The organism is Cupriavidus sp. FW305-F7 (assembly GCF_058782875.1).
Genome location: NZ_JBYSYC010000026.1, coordinates 1 through 19,406, shown reverse-complemented (window position 1 = coordinate 19,406; position 19,406 = coordinate 1). Strand labels below are relative to the sequence as shown.

At 68.1% G+C, this 19,406-nt stretch carries 16 protein-coding genes and 1 tRNA gene; 12 read left to right on the top strand and 5 right to left on the bottom strand.

Annotated elements, in window-relative coordinates:
* The first annotated feature begins 41 nt into the window (after positions 1 to 41).
* The 3 genes from AC3WL8_RS22990 to AC3WL8_RS22980 all read left to right on the top strand — a co-directional run bounded on the left by AC3WL8_RS22990 (position 42) and on the right by AC3WL8_RS22980 (position 3,607).
* Positions 42 to 2,378, top strand: coding sequence for a DNA translocase FtsK (locus AC3WL8_RS22990; RefSeq protein ID WP_153954853.1), 2,337 nt, complete (start codon positions 42 to 44; stop codon positions 2,376 to 2,378).
* A gap of 147 nt (positions 2,379 to 2,525) precedes the next feature.
* Positions 2,526 to 3,161: an outer membrane lipoprotein chaperone LolA gene (lolA, locus tag AC3WL8_RS22985; protein ID WP_153954852.1), complete on the top strand. Its 636-nt coding sequence runs from the start codon at positions 2,526 to 2,528 to the stop codon at positions 3,159 to 3,161.
* An 8-nt stretch (positions 3,162 to 3,169) separates the two neighbouring features.
* The gene (locus AC3WL8_RS22980; protein WP_013955811.1) at positions 3,170 to 3,607 is read left to right on the top strand and encodes a hypothetical protein; all 438 of its coding nucleotides are present in this window, start codon (positions 3,170 to 3,172) and stop codon (positions 3,605 to 3,607) included.
* Positions 3,608 to 3,623: 16 nt separating this feature from the next.
* Here the strand turns inward: AC3WL8_RS22980 and AC3WL8_RS22975 are convergent, their stop codons facing one another.
* Entirely contained in the window at positions 3,624 to 4,724 is a 1,101-nt protein-coding gene (locus tag AC3WL8_RS22975) for an NAD(P)-dependent alcohol dehydrogenase (protein WP_211980811.1), read from the bottom strand.
* Between the two features lie 256 nt (positions 4,725 to 4,980).
* Between AC3WL8_RS22975 and AC3WL8_RS22970 the strand changes: the two genes are divergently transcribed.
* Complete coding sequence (locus AC3WL8_RS22970; RefSeq protein ID WP_013955813.1) at positions 4,981 to 5,319, top strand: hypothetical protein; 339 nt, start codon at positions 4,981 to 4,983, stop codon at positions 5,317 to 5,319.
* A gap of 172 nt (positions 5,320 to 5,491) precedes the next feature.
* Positions 5,492 to 6,529, top strand: a complete 1,038-nt coding sequence (locus AC3WL8_RS22965; RefSeq protein ID WP_211980812.1) for a Fe(3+) ABC transporter substrate-binding protein — start codon at positions 5,492 to 5,494, stop codon at positions 6,527 to 6,529.
* A gap of 33 nt (positions 6,530 to 6,562) precedes the next feature.
* Here the strand turns inward: AC3WL8_RS22965 and AC3WL8_RS22960 are convergent, their stop codons facing one another.
* Together AC3WL8_RS22960 and AC3WL8_RS22955 are read right to left on the bottom strand one after the other, a co-directional pair.
* Positions 6,563 to 7,234 (bottom strand): hypothetical protein, encoded by a 672-nt coding sequence (locus AC3WL8_RS22960; protein ID WP_492378890.1) that lies wholly within the window; start codon positions 7,232 to 7,234, stop codon positions 6,563 to 6,565.
* A gap of 114 nt (positions 7,235 to 7,348) precedes the next feature.
* Complete coding sequence (locus AC3WL8_RS22955) at positions 7,349 to 8,992, bottom strand: ABC transporter permease (protein ID WP_153954849.1); 1,644 nt, start codon at positions 8,990 to 8,992, stop codon at positions 7,349 to 7,351.
* Positions 8,993 to 9,114: 122 nt separating this feature from the next.
* On the opposite strand from AC3WL8_RS22955, the gene AC3WL8_RS22950 reads away from it, so the two are divergent.
* The 6 genes from AC3WL8_RS22950 to AC3WL8_RS22925 all read left to right on the top strand — a co-directional run bounded on the left by AC3WL8_RS22950 (position 9,115) and on the right by AC3WL8_RS22925 (position 15,522).
* Positions 9,115 to 10,248 (top strand): ABC transporter ATP-binding protein, encoded by a 1,134-nt coding sequence (locus AC3WL8_RS22950; protein ID WP_013955817.1) that lies wholly within the window; start codon positions 9,115 to 9,117, stop codon positions 10,246 to 10,248.
* Positions 10,249 to 10,317: 69 nt separating this feature from the next.
* Positions 10,318 to 11,685 (top strand): replication-associated recombination protein A, encoded by a 1,368-nt coding sequence (locus AC3WL8_RS22945; RefSeq protein ID WP_049800597.1) that lies wholly within the window; start codon positions 10,318 to 10,320, stop codon positions 11,683 to 11,685.
* 124 nt (positions 11,686 to 11,809) lie between these two features.
* The gene (gene serS / locus AC3WL8_RS22940) at positions 11,810 to 13,114 is read left to right on the top strand and encodes a serine--tRNA ligase (RefSeq protein WP_013955819.1); all 1,305 of its coding nucleotides are present in this window, start codon (positions 11,810 to 11,812) and stop codon (positions 13,112 to 13,114) included.
* 90 nt (positions 13,115 to 13,204) lie between these two features.
* A tRNA-Ser gene (locus AC3WL8_RS22935) sits at positions 13,205 to 13,294 on the top strand.
* Positions 13,295 to 13,469: 175 nt separating this feature from the next.
* On the top strand, positions 13,470 to 14,399 hold the full coding sequence (locus tag AC3WL8_RS22930; RefSeq protein WP_492378889.1) for a DUF1653 domain-containing protein: 930 nt from the start codon (positions 13,470 to 13,472) through the stop codon (positions 14,397 to 14,399).
* Positions 14,392 to 15,522 carry a phosphatase PAP2 family protein gene (locus tag AC3WL8_RS22925; protein WP_492378888.1) on the top strand — a complete coding sequence of 377 codons (1,131 nt, stop codon included), beginning with the start codon at positions 14,392 to 14,394 and terminating at the stop codon, positions 15,520 to 15,522. Before AC3WL8_RS22930 ends, AC3WL8_RS22925 begins: the two co-directional genes overlap by 8 nt.
* Here the strand turns inward: AC3WL8_RS22925 and paeA are convergent.
* Positions 15,404 to 16,723: a polyamine export protein PaeA gene (gene paeA, locus AC3WL8_RS22920; protein ID WP_492378887.1), complete on the bottom strand. Its 1,320-nt coding sequence runs from the start codon at positions 16,721 to 16,723 to the stop codon at positions 15,404 to 15,406. The two genes, AC3WL8_RS22925 and paeA, sit on opposite strands and share 119 nt — an antisense overlap.
* A gap of 71 nt (positions 16,724 to 16,794) precedes the next feature.
* Positions 16,795 to 17,775 (bottom strand): LysR family transcriptional regulator, encoded by a 981-nt coding sequence (locus AC3WL8_RS22915; RefSeq protein ID WP_153954844.1) that lies wholly within the window; start codon positions 17,773 to 17,775, stop codon positions 16,795 to 16,797.
* A 126-nt stretch (positions 17,776 to 17,901) separates the two neighbouring features.
* Here AC3WL8_RS22915 and AC3WL8_RS22910 point away from each other — a divergent pair, with 126 nt between their 5' ends.
* Positions 17,902 to 19,185: a D-amino acid dehydrogenase gene (locus tag AC3WL8_RS22910; protein WP_492378904.1), complete on the top strand. Its 1,284-nt coding sequence runs from the start codon at positions 17,902 to 17,904 to the stop codon at positions 19,183 to 19,185.
* Positions 19,186 to 19,406 lie beyond the last annotated feature (221 nt).

Genomic DNA, 19,406 nt, shown 5'->3' with positions numbered 1-19,406 from the left:
AACGCATCCGGAATCACCTTACACGCGAGTCTTAACCAGGCATGGCCCGAGCTACCACGACCACCCGCACCGATCCCTCAGCCTTGCCATCCCGCATCGGCAAACTGCTGGGCGAGGTCCGCTGGTTTCTGCTGCTGGCCGTCACGCTGGGCTTCCTGTGCGTGCTGGCCAGCTACAGCAAGACCGATCCCGGCTGGTCGCATGCCAACCAGGTGGCCGATATCCACAACCTGGGCGGCCGCGTCGGCGCCTGGGTGGCCGACGTGCTGTTCTTTATCTTCGGCTTTTCCGCCTACTGGCTGGCGGTGCTGCTGGTGCGCCGCTGCTGGCGCGGCTGGCGCACGCTGACCGCCGAGCTGCCCGAGCGCGCGGACCACGGCCTGCACCGCCAGGGCGTGACCGTCAGCTGGATCGGCTTCGGGCTGACCCTGTTCTCCAGCATGGGCCTGGAGGCGATCCGCATGTACCCGCTGCGCGCCGCGCTGCCGCGCGCGCCGGGCGGGGTGCTGGGCGATCTGCTGGGCGGCTGGCTGCAGGTGGCGCTGGGCTTCACCGGCGCGACCCTGCTGCTGTTGCTGCTGCTGGCGATCGGGCTGTCACTGTTCTTCCATTTCTCCTGGCTGACCGTGGCCGAGCACGTCGGCGGCTTTGTCGAGACCCTGTTCCTGGGCTTCAAGGCCCGCCGCGAGAGCAAGCAGGACCGCATTATCGGCGAGGCCGCCAAGACCGAGCGCAAGGAAACCGTCGAGGTGCAACGCGTGCGCATCGAAGAAGCAGCGCCGGTGCAGATCGTGCGCCCGCAGGCGGTGCCCAAGCATGAGCGCGTCGAGCGCGAGAAGCAGCAGCCGCTGTTCGCCGATATCCAGGACTCTGACCTGCCGCCGCTGTCGCTGCTGGACCCGATCCCGCCGCACCAGGAAACCGTCAGCGCCGAGACCCTGGAATTCACCTCGCGCCTGATCGAGAAGAAGCTCAAGGACTTCGGCGTCGAGGTCAAGGTGGTGGCGGCCTACCCGGGCCCGGTCATCACACGGTATGAGATCGAGCCCGCCACCGGCGTCAAGGGCAGCCAGGTGGTGAACCTGGCGCGCGACCTGGCGCGCTCGCTGTCGCTGGTGTCGATCCGCGTGGTCGAGACCATCCCGGGCAAGAACTACATGGGGCTGGAGCTGCCCAACCCGAAGCGCCAGACCGTGCGCCTGTCGGAAATCCTTGGTTCGCAGGTCTACAACGAGAGCGCGTCCAGCCTGACCATGGCGTTGGGCAAGGACATCGCCGGCAAGCCGATGGTGGCCGACCTGGCCCGCATGCCGCACTGCATGGTGGCCGGCACCACCGGCTCGGGCAAGTCGGTCGGCATCAACGCGATGATCCTGTCGCTGCTGTACAAGGCCAAGGCGGAAAGCGTACGCCTGATCCTGATCGACCCGAAGATGCTTGAAATGAGCGTCTACGAGGGCATCCCGCACCTGCTGTGCCCGGTGGTGACCGACATGCGCCAGGCCGGCAATGCCCTGAACTGGGCCGTCGGCGAGATGGAGCGCCGCTACAAGCTGATGAGCAAGCTGGGCGTGCGCAACCTGGCCGGCTACAACAAGAAGATCGATGAGGCCGCGGCCCGCGAAGAGAAGATCCCCAACCCGTTCAGCCTGACCCCGGACGCCCCGGAGCCGCTGGACCGGCTGCCCACCATCGTCATCGTCATCGACGAGCTGGCCGACCTGATGATGGTGGTCGGCAAGAAGGTGGAAGAGCTGATCGCCCGCATCGCGCAGAAGGCGCGCGCGGCCGGCCTGCACCTGGTGCTGGCCACGCAGCGCCCGTCGGTGGACGTGATCACCGGCCTGATCAAGGCCAACGTGCCGACCCGGATCGCGTTCCAGGTCAGCAGCAAGATCGACTCGCGCACCATCCTCGACCAGCAGGGTGCCGAAGCCCTGCTGGGCATGGGCGACATGCTCTACCTGGCGCCGGGCACCGGCTTGCCGGTGCGCGTGCACGGCGCCTTTGTGTCGGACGAGGAAGTCCACCGCGTGGTGGAAAAGCTCAAGGAATCCGGCGAAGCCAACTACATCGAGGGCATCCTCGAAGGCGGCCTGACCGAGGACGCCGGCGGCGGCGACGGGTTTGGCGGCGGTGCCGGCATTGGCGGTGGCGGTGGCGAGGCCGATCCGCTGTACGACCAGGCAGTCGAGGTGGTGCTGAAGAACCGGCGCGCGTCGATCTCTCTGGTGCAGCGCCACCTGCGCATCGGCTACAACCGTGCCGCGCGGCTGCTCGAAGACATGGAAAAGGCCGGCATGGTCTCGGCCATGTCGGGCAACGGCAACCGCGACATCCTGGTGCAGGGCGCGGGTGCTGCCCGCGAAGATGACTGAGCGCCGCTCGCGCAGCCCTCGTAATATCCGGTTACCCGCCGACGTGCGGTGCGCGGAATCCCCGGGCCGCCGGCGGCTCTAAAAGGACAGGTTGCCCGTGCCCGACGCGGCGCAGGCAACGCACCTACAACTACCAGGACCCGAACCATGCGAAACCGCATCCTCGTGTCGGCTTGCGCCGCGCTGGCGATGTTTGCCCTCCAGGCGCCGGCCCATGCCGCCGCCACCGACCAGTTGCAGAGTTTTGTCACCGGCGTGAAGAGCGCGCGCGGCGAGTTCACGCAGCGCCAGGTCAAGGGGCAGGGCGCCAACGGCAAGGTGACCGGCACCTCCAGCGGCACCTTTGTGTTCTCGCGCCCGGGCAAGTTCACCTGGCGCTATACCAAGCCTTACGACCAGCTGCTGCAGGCCGACGGCCAGACCCTGTATATCTACGACAAGGACTTGAACCAGGTCACCGAGCGCAAGCTCGACGGCGCGCTCGGCTCCAGCCCGGCGGCGATCCTGTTCGGCAGCAATGACCTGGAAAAGAACTTCGTGGTCAAGAACGGCGCGACGCGCGATGGCGTAGAGTGGCTGGAGCTGACGCCCAAGGCCAAGGACACGCAGTTCGAGCGCATCGGCATCGGCTTCAAGGCCGGCAATCTTGAGGCCATGGAGCTGCGCGACGCGTTCGGCAACACCACCCTGCTGACCTTCACGGGCATGCAGAAGAACCCGCCGCTGGCGGCCGATGCATTCCGGTTCACGGTGCCCAAGGGCGCCGATGTGATGAAGCAGTGAGGCCCGCCATGAACGATCCGCAGGAAGGTCCCGCAGTCACCATCCGTTCCCGGCGCCGCCAGCGCGCCGTGCTGCTGGCCAGTGCCGGCGCGCTGCTGTTGGCGGCATGCGCCAGCAGCGGCGGCGGCGCCAGCAAGTTCGATGTCGATTCCTTCCTGCGCGCATCGGACTCGGCGTTGCCCGAAGTACTGGGCAATGGGGCCTTCCTCAAGGCCACGCGCGTGCCTGCCACCGACTGCGCGGTGATGCTGCAATCGGCCAGCACCGGCGTACTGGAAGACCTGCCGCCGAGCAGCAGCGCGCGCGGCCCGGCCTGGCTGTTGCACCCGAAGGACAAGCCCGGCGAGGTATGGCTGGTGGTCAGCGAGTCCGGCGGCGAGCGCACCTGCCACGGCCCGTTGCCGGCCGACGCCATGCAGGCGCTGGCCGCCCGGGCCAAGGGCTGAACCTGGGGCGCCGCCGTCAGTGCGGCTTGATGGCGATCTTCAGCACGCCGTCGCGCTGGTTGGCGAACAGGTCGTAGGCCGCGACGATGTCGTCCAGCTTGTACTGGTGCGTCACCAGCGCGCCCAGGTCGACGCGGCCCGACTCGATCACATTGATCAGCCGCCGCATGCGCTCCTTGCCGCCGGGGCACAGCGCAGTGTTGATCTTGTGGTCGCCCAGCCCTGCGGCGAAGGCCGACAGCGGAATGGTCAGGTCGCTTGAGTAGACCCCCAGGCTGGACAGCGTGCCGCCGGGCTTGAGCACGCGCAGCGACTGCTCGAAGGTTGCCTGCGTACCCAGCGCCTCGATCGAGGCATCCACGCCGCGCCCGCCGGTCAGCTTCATGACCTCGTCCACCACGTCGCAGTTGCGGAAGTTCAGGACCACGTCCGCGCCCATCTTGCGCGCGATCTCCAGCCGGTGGTCGTTGCCGTCGATGGCGATGATGGTGGTGGCGCCGCATAGCCGCGCGCCGGCGGTCGCGCATAGCCCGATCGGGCCCTGCGCGAACACGGCCACGGTGTCGCCGATGCGGATATTGGCGTTTTCCGCGCCCTTGAAGCCGGTGGACATGATGTCGGGGCACATCAGCACCTGCTCGTCGGTGAGGCCATCGGGGATCGGCGCCAGGTTGGCCTGGGCGTCGGGCACCAGCACATATTCCGCCTGGGTACCGTCGATCATGTTGCCGAAGCGCCAGCCGGCGGTCGCCTTGTAGCCGTGGCAGCCGCACTGCCCGCTGGCCATCAGGTAGCTGCCATCCTGCGAGGCCACGCCGTCCTGCGCCGCGTACGAGTTGAAGTTGGGGCAGATTGCGCCGGCGATCACGCGCTGGCCTTCGCGGTATCCCGTAACCGCGCTGCCGAGCTTTTCGATGATGCCGACGGGTTCATGGCCCACGGTCAGGCCCTTCGCCACCGGGTACTCACCCTTGAGGATGTGCACGTCGGTGCCGCAGATGGTGGTGGTGGTGATACGCACCAGGGCATCGTTGGGGCCGATATCCGGGATGGGCTTGTCTGCCAGTTCGATCCGGCCAGGCTCGACAAAAACGGCGGCTTTCATCATTGCGGTCATGCGTTGCTCCCAGGGAAGGCGCAAGGGGATGCGCGGTGGGTGGAGTGGGGCGGGATGTTGCCGGCCCGCTTACTCACTGATAGCACGCATGGGTTATAGCCCGGTTTATCCAGATCAAGCCGAGGCCACACGGAAAATGTGCACAATACATGGCAATCCGGCAAAAGTTTCATATCGGTGTGCAAGGAAGCTGAACGCTGCGGTATGCCGCGGGTCCCAGCGTCCTCATACTCGCCATACCCATCAGGAGAACAACATGATTGCGATGCGAACTATCCTCTGCTGGACGCGCCAGGCCGCCACGCTGGCGGCGGGCGGGGTCCTGCTGGCAGCCTGCGCGGCGCAGCCGCCGGCGCCCGCGCCGACCGGCCCGCAAGGCGCGCGTGGCACGCCCGAGGGCTGTGCCGCCGACAAGCTGGCCGACGATGCCCTGGTCGGCAAGACCGAGGCCGAGGTCATCGGCCTGCTGCAGGGCTGCGCGTGGCGCCTGGGCGAGCGCGACGGCCAGCAGTTCCCCGGCACCATGGACTACAACCCGCAGCGCCGCACCCTGGGCGTCAAGGCCGGCAAGGTAGTCTGGGTGCGCCGCGGCTGAGGCCGGGCGCGCATCCTGCGGGCATTGATCTGTCAACTGCCGCCAACATGACGGAATTGTAATTTGACGGTCTGAACAAGAATCAATATTGTTTCCCGCTGACCGGAATCCAATAACCGGGCGGCCCCGGGGTGCCCGGCGGCTGCCCAAACCATGCTGGGGAGCCATCCGCGTGAAGACCACTATCCGAACCTTGCTGCCGCGCGCTGCGGCGCTGGCCCTGCTGACCCTGCCGCTCGCCGCGGCGGCGCAGGAAAAGGTGCTCAACCTCTACACCGCGCGGCACTACCAGACGGACGAAGCGCTGTACACCAACTTCACCAAGCAGACCGGCATCAAGATCAACCGCATCGAAGGCCAGGAAGACCCGCTGCTGGAGCGCATCCGCAATGAAGGCGCCAACAGCCCGGCGGACGTGTTCATCACGGTGGATATCGGCCGCCTGTGGCGCGCCCAGCAGGCTGGCGTGTTTGCGCCGGTAAAGTCGAAGGTGCTGGAATCGCGCATCCCGGCCAACTACCGGGACGCCAATGGCGAATGGTTCGGCTTCTCGGCGCGCGGCCGCGTGATCGCCTACAACAAGACCGCGGTCAAGGCTGGCGATATCGCCAGCTATGAAGACCTGGCCGATCCCAAGTGGAAAGGCAAGGTCTGCACGCGTTCCAGCGGCCATGTCTACAACCTGTCGCTGGTTTCCAGCCTGATCGCCCACGATGGCGAGGCACGCACCGAGCAATGGGCGCGCGGCGTGGCCGCCAACCTGGCGCGCGTGCCCAAGGGCGGCGACACCGACCAGCTCAAGGCGGTTGCCGCCGGCGAATGCGACGTGGCCATTGCCAACACCTACTACATCGCGCGCCTGCTGAAGTCGACCAAGCCGGAAGACAAGGCCGTGGCCGACAAGCTGGGCGTGCTGTGGCCGAACCAGTCGAGCCAGGGCGTGCACATGAATGTCTCGGGCGGCGGCATGCTCAAGCATGCGCCCAACAAGGAAGCGGCGGTCAAGTTCCTGGAGTACCTGGCCAGCGACGAGGCCCAGCGCTACTTTGCCGACGGCAATAACGAATGGCCGGTGGTGCAGGGCGTGAAGGTCAGCAACCCGGCGCTGGAAGCGCTGGGCACGTTCAAGTCCGACACCATCAACGTGGCCGAACTGGGCAAGTACCAGCCGCAGGCACAGAAGCTGGTGGACCGCGCCGGCTTCAAGTAAGCCGCCACGGCCTTTACAGCAGGGCGGTTCCTGCTACAGCAGGAACCGCTTGTTCCCCGTCACCTGCGTCGGCTCCAGCTTGCGGAACGTCAGCTTCACGCTGCTGTTGAGCCGCCGCCCCGCCTGTCGCCGCACCAGTGCCCGGTGCAGCAGGCCCTTGTGGCCGACCGTGCCTTCGGCATAGGGCTGGTCCGAGGTCCCGCCCAGCGCCATCGCGGCCAGTGCCTGGTTGCGTTCGGCCGCACTCTTTTCCAGCAGCTTGTCCAATGCCATGCGTGCGCGCACCTGCGCCGCCAGCGCGGTGTCGCCTGGATTGGCGCGGGCGCGCTCGGCATCCCACGGCAGCTGCACCTTGCCGGCAAGGCGGCGCAGCGCGGCGCGCAGTTCGGCGCCATCCATCTGGGTTTCCTGCACGATCCAGACGGCGTCATGGCGCAGCACCGCTTCGGCATCGGCCATGCGGCGCACCAGCGCGGGCTGCAGCTCGGGCGACGAGAACTGCCGCGCGCGGCGGATCGCGTTGAGCGCGATGCGGCGCACCTGCGGGTTGGCGTGATCGAACAGGTCAGCGATGACGCGCGCGGCCGTGTCGGCCGAATCGACCATCTCCGCCAGCTGGCCGGCCAGCGAGACTTCTTCCACGCCGCTCAGCTTGTTGCGGCTGAGCCGGTTCAACTTGAACAGCAGGATGTGATATCGCAGCATAGGTTCTTGCGCGGCAGGCATGCCGCTGTTCGCTCCCGGGCGAACGCCGGGCCATAAAAGGCTATCGGCGCGCAGCGGTGCGACTTTAGCGCAGGAACGGCAAGGGGCGTAAGTTCAGTGCTGCGCTTCGCGCCGGATCGTGCGCGACAGCACGATCACCGGCAGCAGGCCCACGGCCACGATCACCAGCGAGGCGGTGGCGGCCTCGGCCAGGCGCTCGTCGGCAGCGAGGTTGTAGGCCTGCACGGCCAGCGTGTCGAAATTGAACGGGCGCATCACGAAGGTGGCCGGCAGCTCCTTCATCACGTCGACAAAGACGATCAGTGCCGCCGTCAGCAGGCTGCCGCGCAGCATCGGGAAATGCACGCGCCGCAGCGTGGCGCCGGGGCCGTGGCCCAGGCTGCGCGCGGCGGCGTCCATGCTGGGCGTGATCTTGCCCAGCCCGGCATTGACGGTTTGCAGCGCCACGCCCAGGAAGCGCACCAGCAACGCATAGACCAGCGCGGCGATGCCGCCGGTCAGCAGCAGCCCCACTGAGAGCCCGAACTGCTGCTGCAGCCAGGCCGACAGCGCGTTGTCGAGCCGCGCCACCGGCACCAGCACGCCCACAGCAATGACCGAACCCGGCAGCGCATAACCCATGCCGCACAGCCGCGTCAGGCCGCGCATCAGCCAGCTGCGCTTGCCGTTGACCGCGCGCGCGGCGTAGCCCACCGCCAGCGCGACCGCCACCGCGGCCAGCGCGGTGGCGCTGGCCAGCAGGAAGCTGTTGCGCACCAGCCCGACAAAGCGCGGGCCGAACTGCGCATCGCCGTCGGAGAAGGCCATGCGGCACAACATCAGCGCGGGAATCAGGAAGCCCAGCAGCACCGGCACCATGCATACGGCCAGCGCCAGCCAGCCGCGCCCGCCGTCCAGCGTCCAGGCCACGGCGCGGCGCTGGTTGCCGTAGACCTGCGCGCGGCCGCGGCTGGCGCGCTCCATCAGCAGGATCGCGGCGACGAACAGCAGCATGCATGCCGAGAGCTGCGCCGCGGCGTTCTTGTCGCCAAGCGAAAACCAGGCGCGGAAGATGCCGGTGGAGAAAGTCGGGATGGCAAAGTAGGCGACGGTGCCGAAGTCGGCCAGCGTTTCCATCATCGCCAGCGCGGTGCCGGCAACGATGCCGGGGCGCGCCAGCGGCAGCACCACGCGCCAGAGCCGGCTCCAGGTGCCGTGGCCGAGCAGGCGCGCGGCCTCCAGCGTGTTCTGGGTCTGCTGCAGGAAGGCGGCGCGCGCGGTCAGGTAGACGTAGGGGTACAGCACCAGCGAGAACAGCGCGATGGCGCCGCCCAGCGAGCGGATATCGGGGAACCAGTACTCGCGCGCCTTCCAGCCGGTCAGCTCGCGCAGCCAGCCCTGTACCGGCCCGGCAAACTGCAGCGCATCGGTGTAGGCATAGGCGATGACGTAGGCGGGCATCGCCATCGGCAAGACCAGCGCCCATTCCATCACGGTGTGCCCCGGGAAACGGTAGGTCGATACCAGCCAGGCGGTGGTCACCCCCAGTAGCAATACCCCCACGGCGACGCCGCACAGCAGCCAGACGGTATTGAGCACGTATTCCGCCAGCACCGTGTCGATCAGGTGGCGCCAGGTGTCGCCGGCGGGCAGCAGCACGGCCGAGGCGATCACCAGCACCGGCACGGCGATCAGCAGCGCCATCACCAGGGTGGCCAGGGTAAGGGGATGGAAGCGGCGGCGGCTGGACAGGAGCATGCGTCGGAAAGTGGGCGGAAGTGCCGCGCGCAGCGTGCGGGCTGCCGCATTCTAGCAATGTGGGGCACCCTTTCGCCCCGAAAGTCGGTCCCGGCCCCCGGCTGCGTCTTTATAATGCGCACATGCGAACCGATTCCTATTCACGCTTACCCGGCGCCCAGGCCCGCAGCCGGCCAGCGACCCGCGCAGGCGTTGCTGACGTCACTGGCGCCGGCGCCGCTGTCATCGAGGTGGACCATATCCGTCACGCCTTCGGCCGCCATGCGGTGGTCAAGGGACTGTCGTTCTCGGTGGCGCGCGGCAATATCGCCTGCCTGCTGGGGCCCAGCGGCTGCGGCAAGACCACGGTGCTGCGCGCCATCGCCGGTTTCGAGCCGCTGCAGGACGGCCGCATCGTGCTGGACGGGCAGGTCGTGTCGTCTTCCGGGGCGATGCTGGCGCCGGAGCAGCGCCGCATCGGCATGGTGTTCCAGGACTATGCGCTGTTCCCGCACCTGGACGTGGCGGCCAACGTGGGTTTCGGCCTGGTGCGGGCCAGCCGCGCCGGGCGCGCGGCGCGCGTGGACGAGGTGCTGCAGCTGGTCGGGCTGGCCGGTGCGGGCCGCAAGTATCCGCATGAGCTGTCCGGCGGCCAGCAGCAGCGCGTGGCGCTGGCGCGCGCGCTGGCACCGCGCCCGGAACTGCTGCTGCTCGACGAGCCGTTCTCCAACCTCGACGTCGACCTGCGCGAACGCCTGAGCCTGGAGGTGCGCGCGATCCTGAAGGCGCAGGGCACCACCGCGATCCTGGTCACGCACGACCAGCACGAGGCCTTTGCCATGGCCGACGAGATCGGCGTCATGCACGACGGGGTGATCGAGCAGTGGGGCAGCGCGCACGACCTCTACCACCGGCCGACATCGCGCTTTGTCGCGGGCTTTATCGGGCAGGGCGTGCTGATGGCGGGGCGGCTGCGCGGGACTGCGGAGATTGAACTGGAACTGGGCCTGCTGCGCCCCGCGGCGCCGCTGGCGCTGCCCGCGGGCGCCGCCGTCGACGTGCTGGTGCGCCCCGACGACATCATCCACGACGACGCCAGCCCGATGCGCGCCGAAGTGGTCCACAAGGCCTTCCGCGGCGCCGAGATCCTGTACACGCTGCGCCTGGCCAGCGGCAGCCGCGTGCTGGCGCTGGTGCCGTCCCACCACAACCATGCCGTGGGCGAGCGTATCGGCATCCGTGTCGAGATCGAGGACGTGGTGGCATTTGCCGCGTAGCCTGCCACGCAAGGGCAGGGCGCCGATGGTCTACACTGTGGCGTTCTGCATTCACAAGGCTTGAATACCGTGGCGGACACGCTGTTTTCCGATACTCCCGACCGTTCCCGGCAACCGCTGGCCGAGCGCCTGCGCCCGCGCACCATCGACGAGGTGATCGGGCAACAGCACCTGCTCGGTGCGGGCAAGCCGCTGCGCGTGGCGTTCGAGTCCGGCGAGCCGCATTCGATGATCCTGTGGGGCCCGCCGGGCGTGGGCAAGACCACGCTGGCGCGGCTGATGGCCAGCGCCTTCGACGCCGAGTTCATCGCGCTGTCGGCGGTGCTGTCGGGCGTCAAGGACATCCGCGAGGCGGTCGAGCGCGCCGAGCAGTTCCGCGCGCACGGGCGGCGCACGCTGGTGTTCGTCGACGAAGTCCACCGCTTCAACAAGAGCCAGCAGGATGCCTTCCTGCCGCATGTGGAAAGCGGGCTCTTCACCTTTATCGGCGCCACCACCGAGAATCCCTCGTTCGAAGTCAACGGCGCCTTGCTGTCGCGCGCGGCGGTCTATGTGCTCAAGAGCCTGGACGATGCCGAGCTGACGCAGCTGGCGCTGCGCGCCAGCGAAGAACTCGGCGGACAGGGTGGCGACCTGAGCTGGCAGGACGAAGCGCTGCAGCTGATCGTGGCCTCGGCCGATGGCGACGGGCGCAAGCTGCTGAACAATATCGAGATCGTGGCGCGCGCCGCGCGCACCGCCGGCGCCGCGCAGATCGATACCGCGCTGCTTGGCAGCGCGCTGTCGGAAAACCTGCGCCGCTTCGACAAGGGCGGCGACGCCTTCTACGACCAGATCAGCGCGCTGCACAAGTCCGTGCGCGGATCGGACCCGGACGCCGCGCTGTACTGGTTCTGCCGCATGATCGACGGCGGCGCCGACCCGCGCTACCTGGCGCGGCGCATCGTACGCATGGCGTGGGAGGATATCGGCCTGGCCGATCCCCGTGCCGCCCGCATCACGCTGGACGCGGCCGAGACCTATGAGCGCCTGGGCTCGCCCGAGGGCGAACTGGCGCTGGGCCAGGCCCTGATCTACCTGGCCGTGGCGCCCAAGTCCAACGCCGGCTACAACGCCTACAACGCGGCGCGAGCCTTCGTCGGCAAGGACAAGTCGCGCGCGGTGCCGGTGCACCTGCGCAACGCGCCGACCAAGTTGATGAAGGAGCTTGGCCACGGCCACGCCTACCGCTACGCGCACGACGAGCCCGAGGCCTACGCCGCCGGCGAGCACTACTTCCCGGACGACCTGAAGGCCCAGGGCTGGTACCAGCCGGTGCCGCGCGGGCTGGAGGGCAAGATCGCCGAGAAGCTGCGCCACCTGCGCGAGCTGGATGCCGCCTGGCATCGCGAGCAGCGCGTGGCCAAGTCAAAGGACGGCGGCAAGGGCGGGGAGTGAGCGGTGGCGTGAGCCGGCAACACGGCGGCGGCCTGGCCTCGCCCGGTTCGCGCCGGACTGGGCCGGTGCAGTAAAATGGCGGGTCCGCCGGCATGTCGCTGGCCCTGCACTTCACCAAAGCAACATGCTCGACATCCAGCTGTTCCGCAAAGACATCGACGCCGTGGCGCAACGCCTTGCCACGCGCGGCTACCAACTCGACATTGCGGCGTTCCAGGCACTTGAGGCCGAACGCAAGCAACTGCAGACCCAGACCGAGGAACTGCAGGCCCGCCGCAACAGCCTGTCCAAGCAGATCGGCATGCTCAAGGGCAAGGGCGAGGACGCCTCGGCCGTGATGGCAGAAGTGGGCGGCATCGGCGACACGCTCAAGGCCTCGGCCGCGCGGCTGGACGAGATCCAGGCGCACCTGGCTGAACTGATGCTGGCTATCCCCAACCTGCCGCATGAAAGCGTGCCGGTGGGCAATGACGAAACCCAGAACGTCGAAGTGCGCCGCGTGGGCGAGCCGCGCCAGTTCGATTTCGCCGTGCGCGACCACGTCGACGTGGGCGAGAAGCTGGGCCTGGACTTCGACACCGCGGTCAAGGTCACCGGTTCGCGCTTCTCGATGCTGCGCGGCGGCCTGGCGCGCATGAACCGCGCGCTGGTGCAGCTGATGCTCGACACCCATACGCAGGAACACGGCTACACCGAGATGTACGTGCCGTACATGGTCAACGCCGCCTCGATGCGCGGCACCGGCCAGTTGCCCAAGTTCGAGGAAGACCTGTTCAAGGTGCCGCGCAAGGTCGGCAGCGAGGAAGGCGAGCGCATCGAGAACTTCTATCTGATCCCGACCGCCGAGGTGCCGCTGACCAATATCGTGCGCGATGCCATCGTCGCGGGCGAGAAGCTGCCGCTGCGCTTTGTCGCGCATACGCCGTGCTTCCGCTCGGAAGCCGGCTCGTACGGCAAGGACACGCGCGGCATGATCCGCCAGCACCAGTTCGACAAGGTCGAGTTGGTGCAGGTGGTGCCGGCCGGGCAGTCGTTCGATGCGCTGGAGCAACTGACCGGCCACGCCGAGGCGATCCTGAAGAAGCTGGATCTGCCGTTCCGCACCATCGTGCTGTGCACCGGCGACATGGGCTTTGGCAGCACCAAGACCTACGACCTGGAGGTGTGGATCCCCGCGCAGAACACCTACCGCGAGATCAGCTCGTGCTCGAACATGGGCGACTTCCAGGCGCGCCGCATGCAGGCGCGCATGCGCACGGGGCAGGGCAAGCCGGAGCTGGTGCACACCCTCAACGGCTCAGGCCTGGCCGTGGGCCGCACGCTGGTGGCGATCCTTGAGAACTATCAGAACGCAGACGGCTCGGTCACGGTGCCGACCGCGCTGCAGCCGTACATGGGCGGCATCACCCGCCTGGAGTCGGAGCTGTAAAGCGAACTGAAAAAATCCGCAGCCAGCCTCTTGCATCGGCTGGCTGGACATGGCTATAATCTTGGTTTCGCCACACGGCAACAAGTTACCGGAGAGGTGGCAGAGTGGTCGAATGTACCTGACTCGAAATCAGGCGTACCGGCGACGGTACCGTGGGTTCGAATCCCACCCTCTCCGCCAAAACAAGAAGCTGCCCGGCTCGACCACCGGACAGGCAAAAACAGTGTAGTAAAACTCAGGCCGACGCCCACGAAAGTGCGCGTCGGTTTTGTTTTTTCCGCGGCCGGTTTTTCATGCGGCGGGCATGGGCCACCGCACTGGCCTGCGTACCGGACGCGCTGCCGGGTGCACTATCATGGCGATCCGCAACGCAGGATGCCGCACCATGACACAGCCACCCGCCACCCAACCCCCAGCACCGGTCTTCCACGGCGATCCGGCCGAACTGCCGGCCGACCCCAACCTGGTCGCCGGCATGCCGTACCTGCACTACAAGGGCGGCGCCTACACGGCGGTCGGCATCGGCCGCTTCGAGGCCGATCTCGCGCCGGTGGTGGTCTATCGCGCGATGCGCGATCCCTCATTGCTGTGGGTGCGCCGCGCCGATGTGTTCAGCGAACCGGTGGCCACGCCGCACGGCGAGGTGCCGCGTTTTGCGCCCGCCTGGCCCGCGGCGCTGGCCTGCCTGGACTTCCTGCCGCGTCAGGCGGTGCTCGATGTGCTGGCGCTGCACGACACGCCTTACCGGCACTACCACGACCGCCGCCATATCCTGGAGATGTTCGAGACCGCTCACGCGCGCGGCATTGCGCTGGACCGCGCGCAGGCGCTGGCGGTGCTGTGCCACGACGCGATCTATGTGGCGGGGTGCGAGCACAACGAGGCGGCGTCGGCGGCGCTGATCGAAACGGTGGCGCCCGGCGAAGACCGCGCGGTGCTGGACCGTGCCGCGCAGATCGTGCTCGATACGCGCGGCCATGGCCCGAGCATTGCCGGCGCCGAAACTGTGCTCGATCTCGACCTGCTCAGGCTGGCCGCGACGCCGGAAAGGTTCGATGCCCATAGCCTGGACGTGTTCGCCGAGAACCGCGCCTTGCTGGCCGCGCGCACCGGTCTCCAGGGGGGGGCGCTGGAGACGGAATTCATGCGCCGCCGCGCGGCGTTCCTGGGCAAGCTGGCGCAGCGCCCGCAACTTTTCCTGACCGAAGCTTTTGCCGACTGCGAGGCGCCGGCGCGCGCCAATATCGCCCGCATCGTCGGCGCGGCGGGCGCGTCCCGTGATTGACGTGCCGGCACGCGCGAGCGCCTTCGCCGAGGCCGGGCTCACGCGGGGCACGGCGCTGGGGCTGCTGGCGCTGTTCACGCTGGTGACGGTGCTGCTGCTGAGCCTGGTGCCGCTGCTGGTCGCGCTGTTGCGGCCGGTGGTGCGCTGGCTGGACCGGTGGCGCGTGTGGGGGGCCGGCGCACTGTCCGCGCGAGTCGCCGCACAGCCGCGCCGCCTGAGCACGCTCACGCTGCGCGTGCTCGAGCGCGACATGGCCGAGCTGCTGCTGGTGCTGCTGGCCGGCGCCGTGCTGCTGGCCTGCGGCAGTGCCCTGTTCTGGCTGGCCGGCGAGGTCGCCGAAAGCGGGGGCGTGGTGCGCATCGACCAGATCGTGTTTGCTTGGCTGCGTGCCTTGCGCACCGACTGGCTCGATATCGCGATGGTGGCCGTGACCGAACTGGGCGGCGCGCGCATTTCCGTGGTGGTGGGCGTGGCGGTGTTCGCGTGGCTGTGCTGGCGGCGCGCCTGGACCGTGGCGCTATACTGGGCCGCCGCGCTGCTGGGTGCGCGCGCCTGCGTGATGGCGCTCAAGCTGGGCATGGCGCGCGTGCGCCCGGCCAGCATCTACAGCGGCCTGGAATCGTATTCCTTTCCCAGCGGCCACGCCACCAGCAGCATGGTCACCTATGGCTTCCTGGCGTTCCTGATGTGCCTGCGCCAGCCGTGGCGCGTGCGCATTCCGGTGCTGGCGCTGACCGTGGTGGCGGTGGCGGCGATCGGGATCTCGCGGCTGTACCTGGGCATGCACTGGCTGTCGGATGTCGCGGCAGGCTATGCGCTGGGGCTGGCATGGATCGCGCTGCTCGGTACGGCTTACCGCACGCTGCATGTGCCGGCGCCGAGGGAATCGGTGGCGCCATGGCGGCTGGGCGTGGTGGCTGCGGCAGCGGTGGTGGTGGCGTTCAGCTATGTGGCGTGGTTCCGGCTGCCGGATACGCTGGAGCGCTACCGGCAGGCTGGCGCCCCTAAGCCAGCGGCGCTGGCGCTTCAGCCTCCGGCGCTTGCGGCAGGCGCGACACCAGCAGCTGATCGATCTTGTGATGGTCGATGTCCAGCACTTCGAAGCGATAGCCCGCTACGGTGATCGACTCGGATTTCTTCGGGATGCGCTTGAGCGCGTAGATCACCAGCCCGGCCGCAGTGTCGACATAGTCCTCGCCGGGCAGGGTGTCGAGATCCAGCGCCTTCTTCAGGTCCACCAGCGGGGTGAGGCCGTCGACCAGCCAGGAGCTGTCATCGCGCCGCACGATCTGCTCGTCCTCGCTGGAATACAGGATGTCTCCCATCAGCGCGCCGACGATATCGTCCAGCGTGACTATGCCCACCACCAGCCCGTACTCGTTCATCACCACGGCAAAGTTCTGGTGCATCTCGCGGAAGCGCGTGAGCGCCTCGGACAGGGTCAGCGTGTCGGGGATCACCAGCACGTTCTTGTCGTGGTGGCGGCCGATATTGCCGATCGCAGCGGCGCTTTCATCGGCGAGCAGCAACTGCAGGATGTCCTTGGAATCGATATAGCCCTGCACGTCGTCGAGGTCGTGCCCGCACACCGGGTATTGCGCGTGCGGCTGGCTGACCAGCTTGCGGCGCACGCTGTCGGCGGGTTCGTCGAGACTCAGGTAGACCACGTCGTCGCGCGGCGTCATGATCGCAGTAATGCTCTTGAACTCGAGCTCGAACACGTTCTCGATCAGGTGGAGTTCATGCTTGTGCAGCACGCCGGCTTCGGCGCCGGCATCGACCATCGCGGCGATGTCCTCGGTGGTGATCTGGTCGACCGGCTTGGTCGGCAGGCGCAGCAGCCGCAGCGTGGCATCGGCGGCGGCGTTGAAGATCCACACCAGCGGCTTGAGCACGCGCAGCAGCGTCAGCATCGGGTCGATCACCGCCACCGCGCACCGCTCGGGGAAGGTCATGGCGATGCGCTTGGGGATCAGGTCGGCAAACTGGATAAACAGCAGCGTCACGATCAGGAACGAGCCGATATTGGCCGTGCGCTGGGCGTGGACCACCTGCATATAGGGCGACAGCGTTTCCAGCAGCAGGTCCGACACATGCTTCTCGCCGAGGATACCGGCCAGGATGGCCACGCTGTTGACGCCGATCTGCACGATCGTGAAGAAATTCCCGGGCTCCTCCTTGAGCCGCAGCACGCGCGTGGCGCGGCCATCGCCGCGCTCCGACAGGACTTGCAGCTTGGTGCGGCGGGCGGCCGTCAGCGCGATCTCGGAGACCGAGAAAAAGGCGCTGACAAGGACAAGGGCGATCAGGATCAGGACGAACATAGGCGGTTTGGCGCCTGCAGCTTGTGCCTGCAGGCGGCTTGATGATGGTGCACGGCGCGAGCGGCTGTCAATCAGGCATCAGGCAGACCTCGATCGCGGCTCCGAGGCACCGCGTCAAAGCTGGCGGCCGGCGCTTCCAGCCGCTGCGGCAGCGTCGCGGCCAGTTCCCCGGCGGCCAGCGCAAACTGCGCGCGCAGGTCGTCGGCCAGGCTGGAGCCGGCGCGGTGGCTGGCGCGCAGCATCTGGATCTCGAACGGCAGCACCGGCGCCACGTCATGCAGCGCGACCCGCTCCGGGCTGGCGCTGAGCGCGGTGTACTGGTCCAGCAGGGTCACGCCCAGTCCGGCATCGACCAGGGCCAGCGCCAGCGAATAGGTCTGCACCTCCAGCGTCGAGCGCGGCTCCAGCGCATGCCGGGCCAGGGTCTGGCGCACCAGCAGCCCGAGCGAGCTGTTGTCGTCATAGCCGATGAAGGCGCGCTCCATCAGCCGCTGCATCGGCACCACCTGGCGGCGCCCGCCGGCAGGCAGCGGCTGGCCGCGCGGCACCGCCAGCAGCATGCGGCCGCTGGCCACCGGCTCGCAGGAGATGGCCTCGTGGCCCGGCGGCGCAAAGGCAAAGCCCAGGTCGATCTGGTTGGCCAGCAGCGCCCCGACGATCTCGTCGGTATGGTGGGTCAGCACCTGCACCTGCGTGTCCGGGTGGCGCGCGCAGAAACGCCGCACTGCCGGCACCAGCAGCGGGTTGGCCAGGCTGGGGGTGGCGGCCACGCGCAGCCGCCCAGCGCCCTTGTGACGCAGGCTTTCCGAGACCCGGCGCACGCGCTCGATCTCGCCATATAGCCTTTCGACATCGCCATAGAGCGCATTGGCCTCGGGCGTGGCCTGCAGCCGGCCGCGCACCCGTTCGAACAGGCGGAAGCCGAGCGAGGCCTCGGCATGCTGCAGCACGCGCGTGACCACCGGCTGGGACACATGCAGCAGGCGCGCGGCCTCGCTGACGGTGCCGGTCAGCATCACGGCGCGGAAGACTTCGATCTGGCGCAAGCGCATGGCAATCCGGGAAGCGGGCAGGCATCCATAGCCTGATGACATATTCTGGCACGTATTCGCATTGGGCAATCCGCGCCGCCTGCACTACGCTTTGCCGGATCAGGACGAAGCAATCAAGGGATGGCAATGCAGGTAGTGATCGTGGGCGCCGGCGTGGTCGGCATGACGACGGCATGGCGCCTGGCCGAGGACGGCCACCAGGTGACGGTGCTGGAGCGCCACGACGGGCCGGCCGAGGAGACCAGCTTTGCCAATGGCGGGCAGCTCAGCTACAGCTATGTGGCGCCGCTGGCCGGGCCGGGCGTGATGGCCAAGGTGCCGGGCTGGCTGCTGCGGCGCGATTCGCCGATGCGCTTCCGGCCTGCTGCCGACCCGGCGCAGTGGCGCTGGCTGGCAGCCTTCATGGGCGCCTGCAATGCCGCCACCAGTGAAGCCACCACGCGCAAGCTGCTGCGGCTGGGGTTCTATTCACGCGACCTGATGCAGGCCTTCGTGGCCCGGCACCAGCATGATGATGTGGGCGCCGGCTTCGATTTTGCGCGGCGCGGCAAACTGGTTGTGCACCGCGATGCAGCGGCGCTCGACGCGGCCTGCCAGTTGCTGGAATACCAGGCCAGCCTGGGTTGCGAGCAGCAGGCGCTGGACCGCGATGCCTGCGTGGCGCTGGAGCCCGCGCTGGCCGGCATCCGCAACGAGATTGCCGGCGCCATCTACACGCCGAGCGAGGAGGTGGGCGACTGCCACCGCTTCTGCCTGTCGCTGGCACGGTTGCTGCAAGACGGGGCGCACGCCGGCGTGTCGATGCGCTTCGGCACCGTCGTGCAAGAACTGGTGCAGCAGGGCGGGCGCGTGACCGGCGTGCGGACCGCCAGCGGCGTGATGCCGGCCGACGTGGTGATCGTGGCCGGAGGCATCGGCAGCGTGCCGCTGCTGCGCCCGCTGGGCGTGCGGCCGATGCTGTGGCCGCTCAAGGGTTACAGCATCACGGTGCCGCTGGCCAGCGGCGCGCGCGCGCCGCATATCAGCGTGACGGACTTTGCCAACAAGATCGTCTACGCGCGCATCGGCAATACACTGCGGGTGGCGGGCATGGCCGACCTGGTGCGCGGCGGCACCCGCATCGACCCGGAGCGGGTCGGCACGCTGGTGGCACAGACGCGCGCGCTGTTCGAGGGCATCGTGCCCGAGCTGCCGCTGGCGCAGCTGCAGCCGTGGGCCGGGCTGCGCCCGGCCACGCCGGACGGCCTGCCGCTGGTGGGCCCGTCGCGGGTGTCCGGGCTATGGCTGAACCTGGGCCACGGCGCGCTCGGTTTTACGCTGGCGATGGGCAGCGCCGGCCTGCTGGCCGACCGGCTGGCAGGGCGCCGTCCGGCCATCGAAGCAGAGGATTTTGATGCTGCGCGCGCATAGCCGCAGGCAAGTATTGCTTCATGCCGTACCCGTGCGTCCGCAATCCACGACGCTGTTCACGAAACATGCCTCAATGACCAAGCCCCACTACAAGGAGCGAACTTGACGTCCTCCCCCTGCCTAAAGGCAGGGGATTCCCACACTTGGCGATGCACGTCCGCATCGGAGAATGTTTAACGCAGCATTGGTATCACGGTCATGCACGACACCACATCTACTGC

Excerpts from the sequence above, each read along its gene's own strand:
- AC3WL8_RS22990 (WP_153954853.1), top strand. The coding sequence starts at position 42 with ATGGCCCGAGCTACCACGACCACCCGCACCGATCCCTCAGCCTTGCCA.
- lolA (WP_153954852.1), top strand. The coding sequence starts at position 2,526 with ATGCGAAACCGCATCCTCGTGTCGGCTTGCGCCGCGCTGGCGATGTTT.
- AC3WL8_RS22980 (WP_013955811.1), top strand. The coding sequence starts at position 3,170 with ATGAACGATCCGCAGGAAGGTCCCGCAGTCACCATCCGTTCCCGGCGC.
- AC3WL8_RS22975 (WP_211980811.1), bottom strand. The coding sequence starts at position 4,724 with ATGACCGCAATGATGAAAGCCGCCGTTTTTGTCGAGCCTGGCCGGATC.
- AC3WL8_RS22970 (WP_013955813.1), top strand. The coding sequence starts at position 4,981 with ATGATTGCGATGCGAACTATCCTCTGCTGGACGCGCCAGGCCGCCACG.
- AC3WL8_RS22960 (WP_492378890.1), bottom strand. The coding sequence starts at position 7,234 with ATGCTGCGATATCACATCCTGCTGTTCAAGTTGAACCGGCTCAGCCGC.
- AC3WL8_RS22955 (WP_153954849.1), bottom strand. The coding sequence starts at position 8,992 with ATGCTCCTGTCCAGCCGCCGCCGCTTCCATCCCCTTACCCTGGCCACC.
- AC3WL8_RS22950 (WP_013955817.1), top strand. The coding sequence starts at position 9,115 with ATGCGAACCGATTCCTATTCACGCTTACCCGGCGCCCAGGCCCGCAGC.
- serS (WP_013955819.1), top strand. The coding sequence starts at position 11,810 with ATGCTCGACATCCAGCTGTTCCGCAAAGACATCGACGCCGTGGCGCAA.
- AC3WL8_RS22930 (WP_492378889.1), top strand. The coding sequence starts at position 13,470 with ATGGCGATCCGCAACGCAGGATGCCGCACCATGACACAGCCACCCGCC.
- paeA (WP_492378887.1), bottom strand. The coding sequence starts at position 16,723 with ATGTTCGTCCTGATCCTGATCGCCCTTGTCCTTGTCAGCGCCTTTTTC.
- AC3WL8_RS22915 (WP_153954844.1), bottom strand. The coding sequence starts at position 17,775 with ATGCGCTTGCGCCAGATCGAAGTCTTCCGCGCCGTGATGCTGACCGGC.
- AC3WL8_RS22910 (WP_492378904.1), top strand. The coding sequence starts at position 17,902 with ATGCAGGTAGTGATCGTGGGCGCCGGCGTGGTCGGCATGACGACGGCA.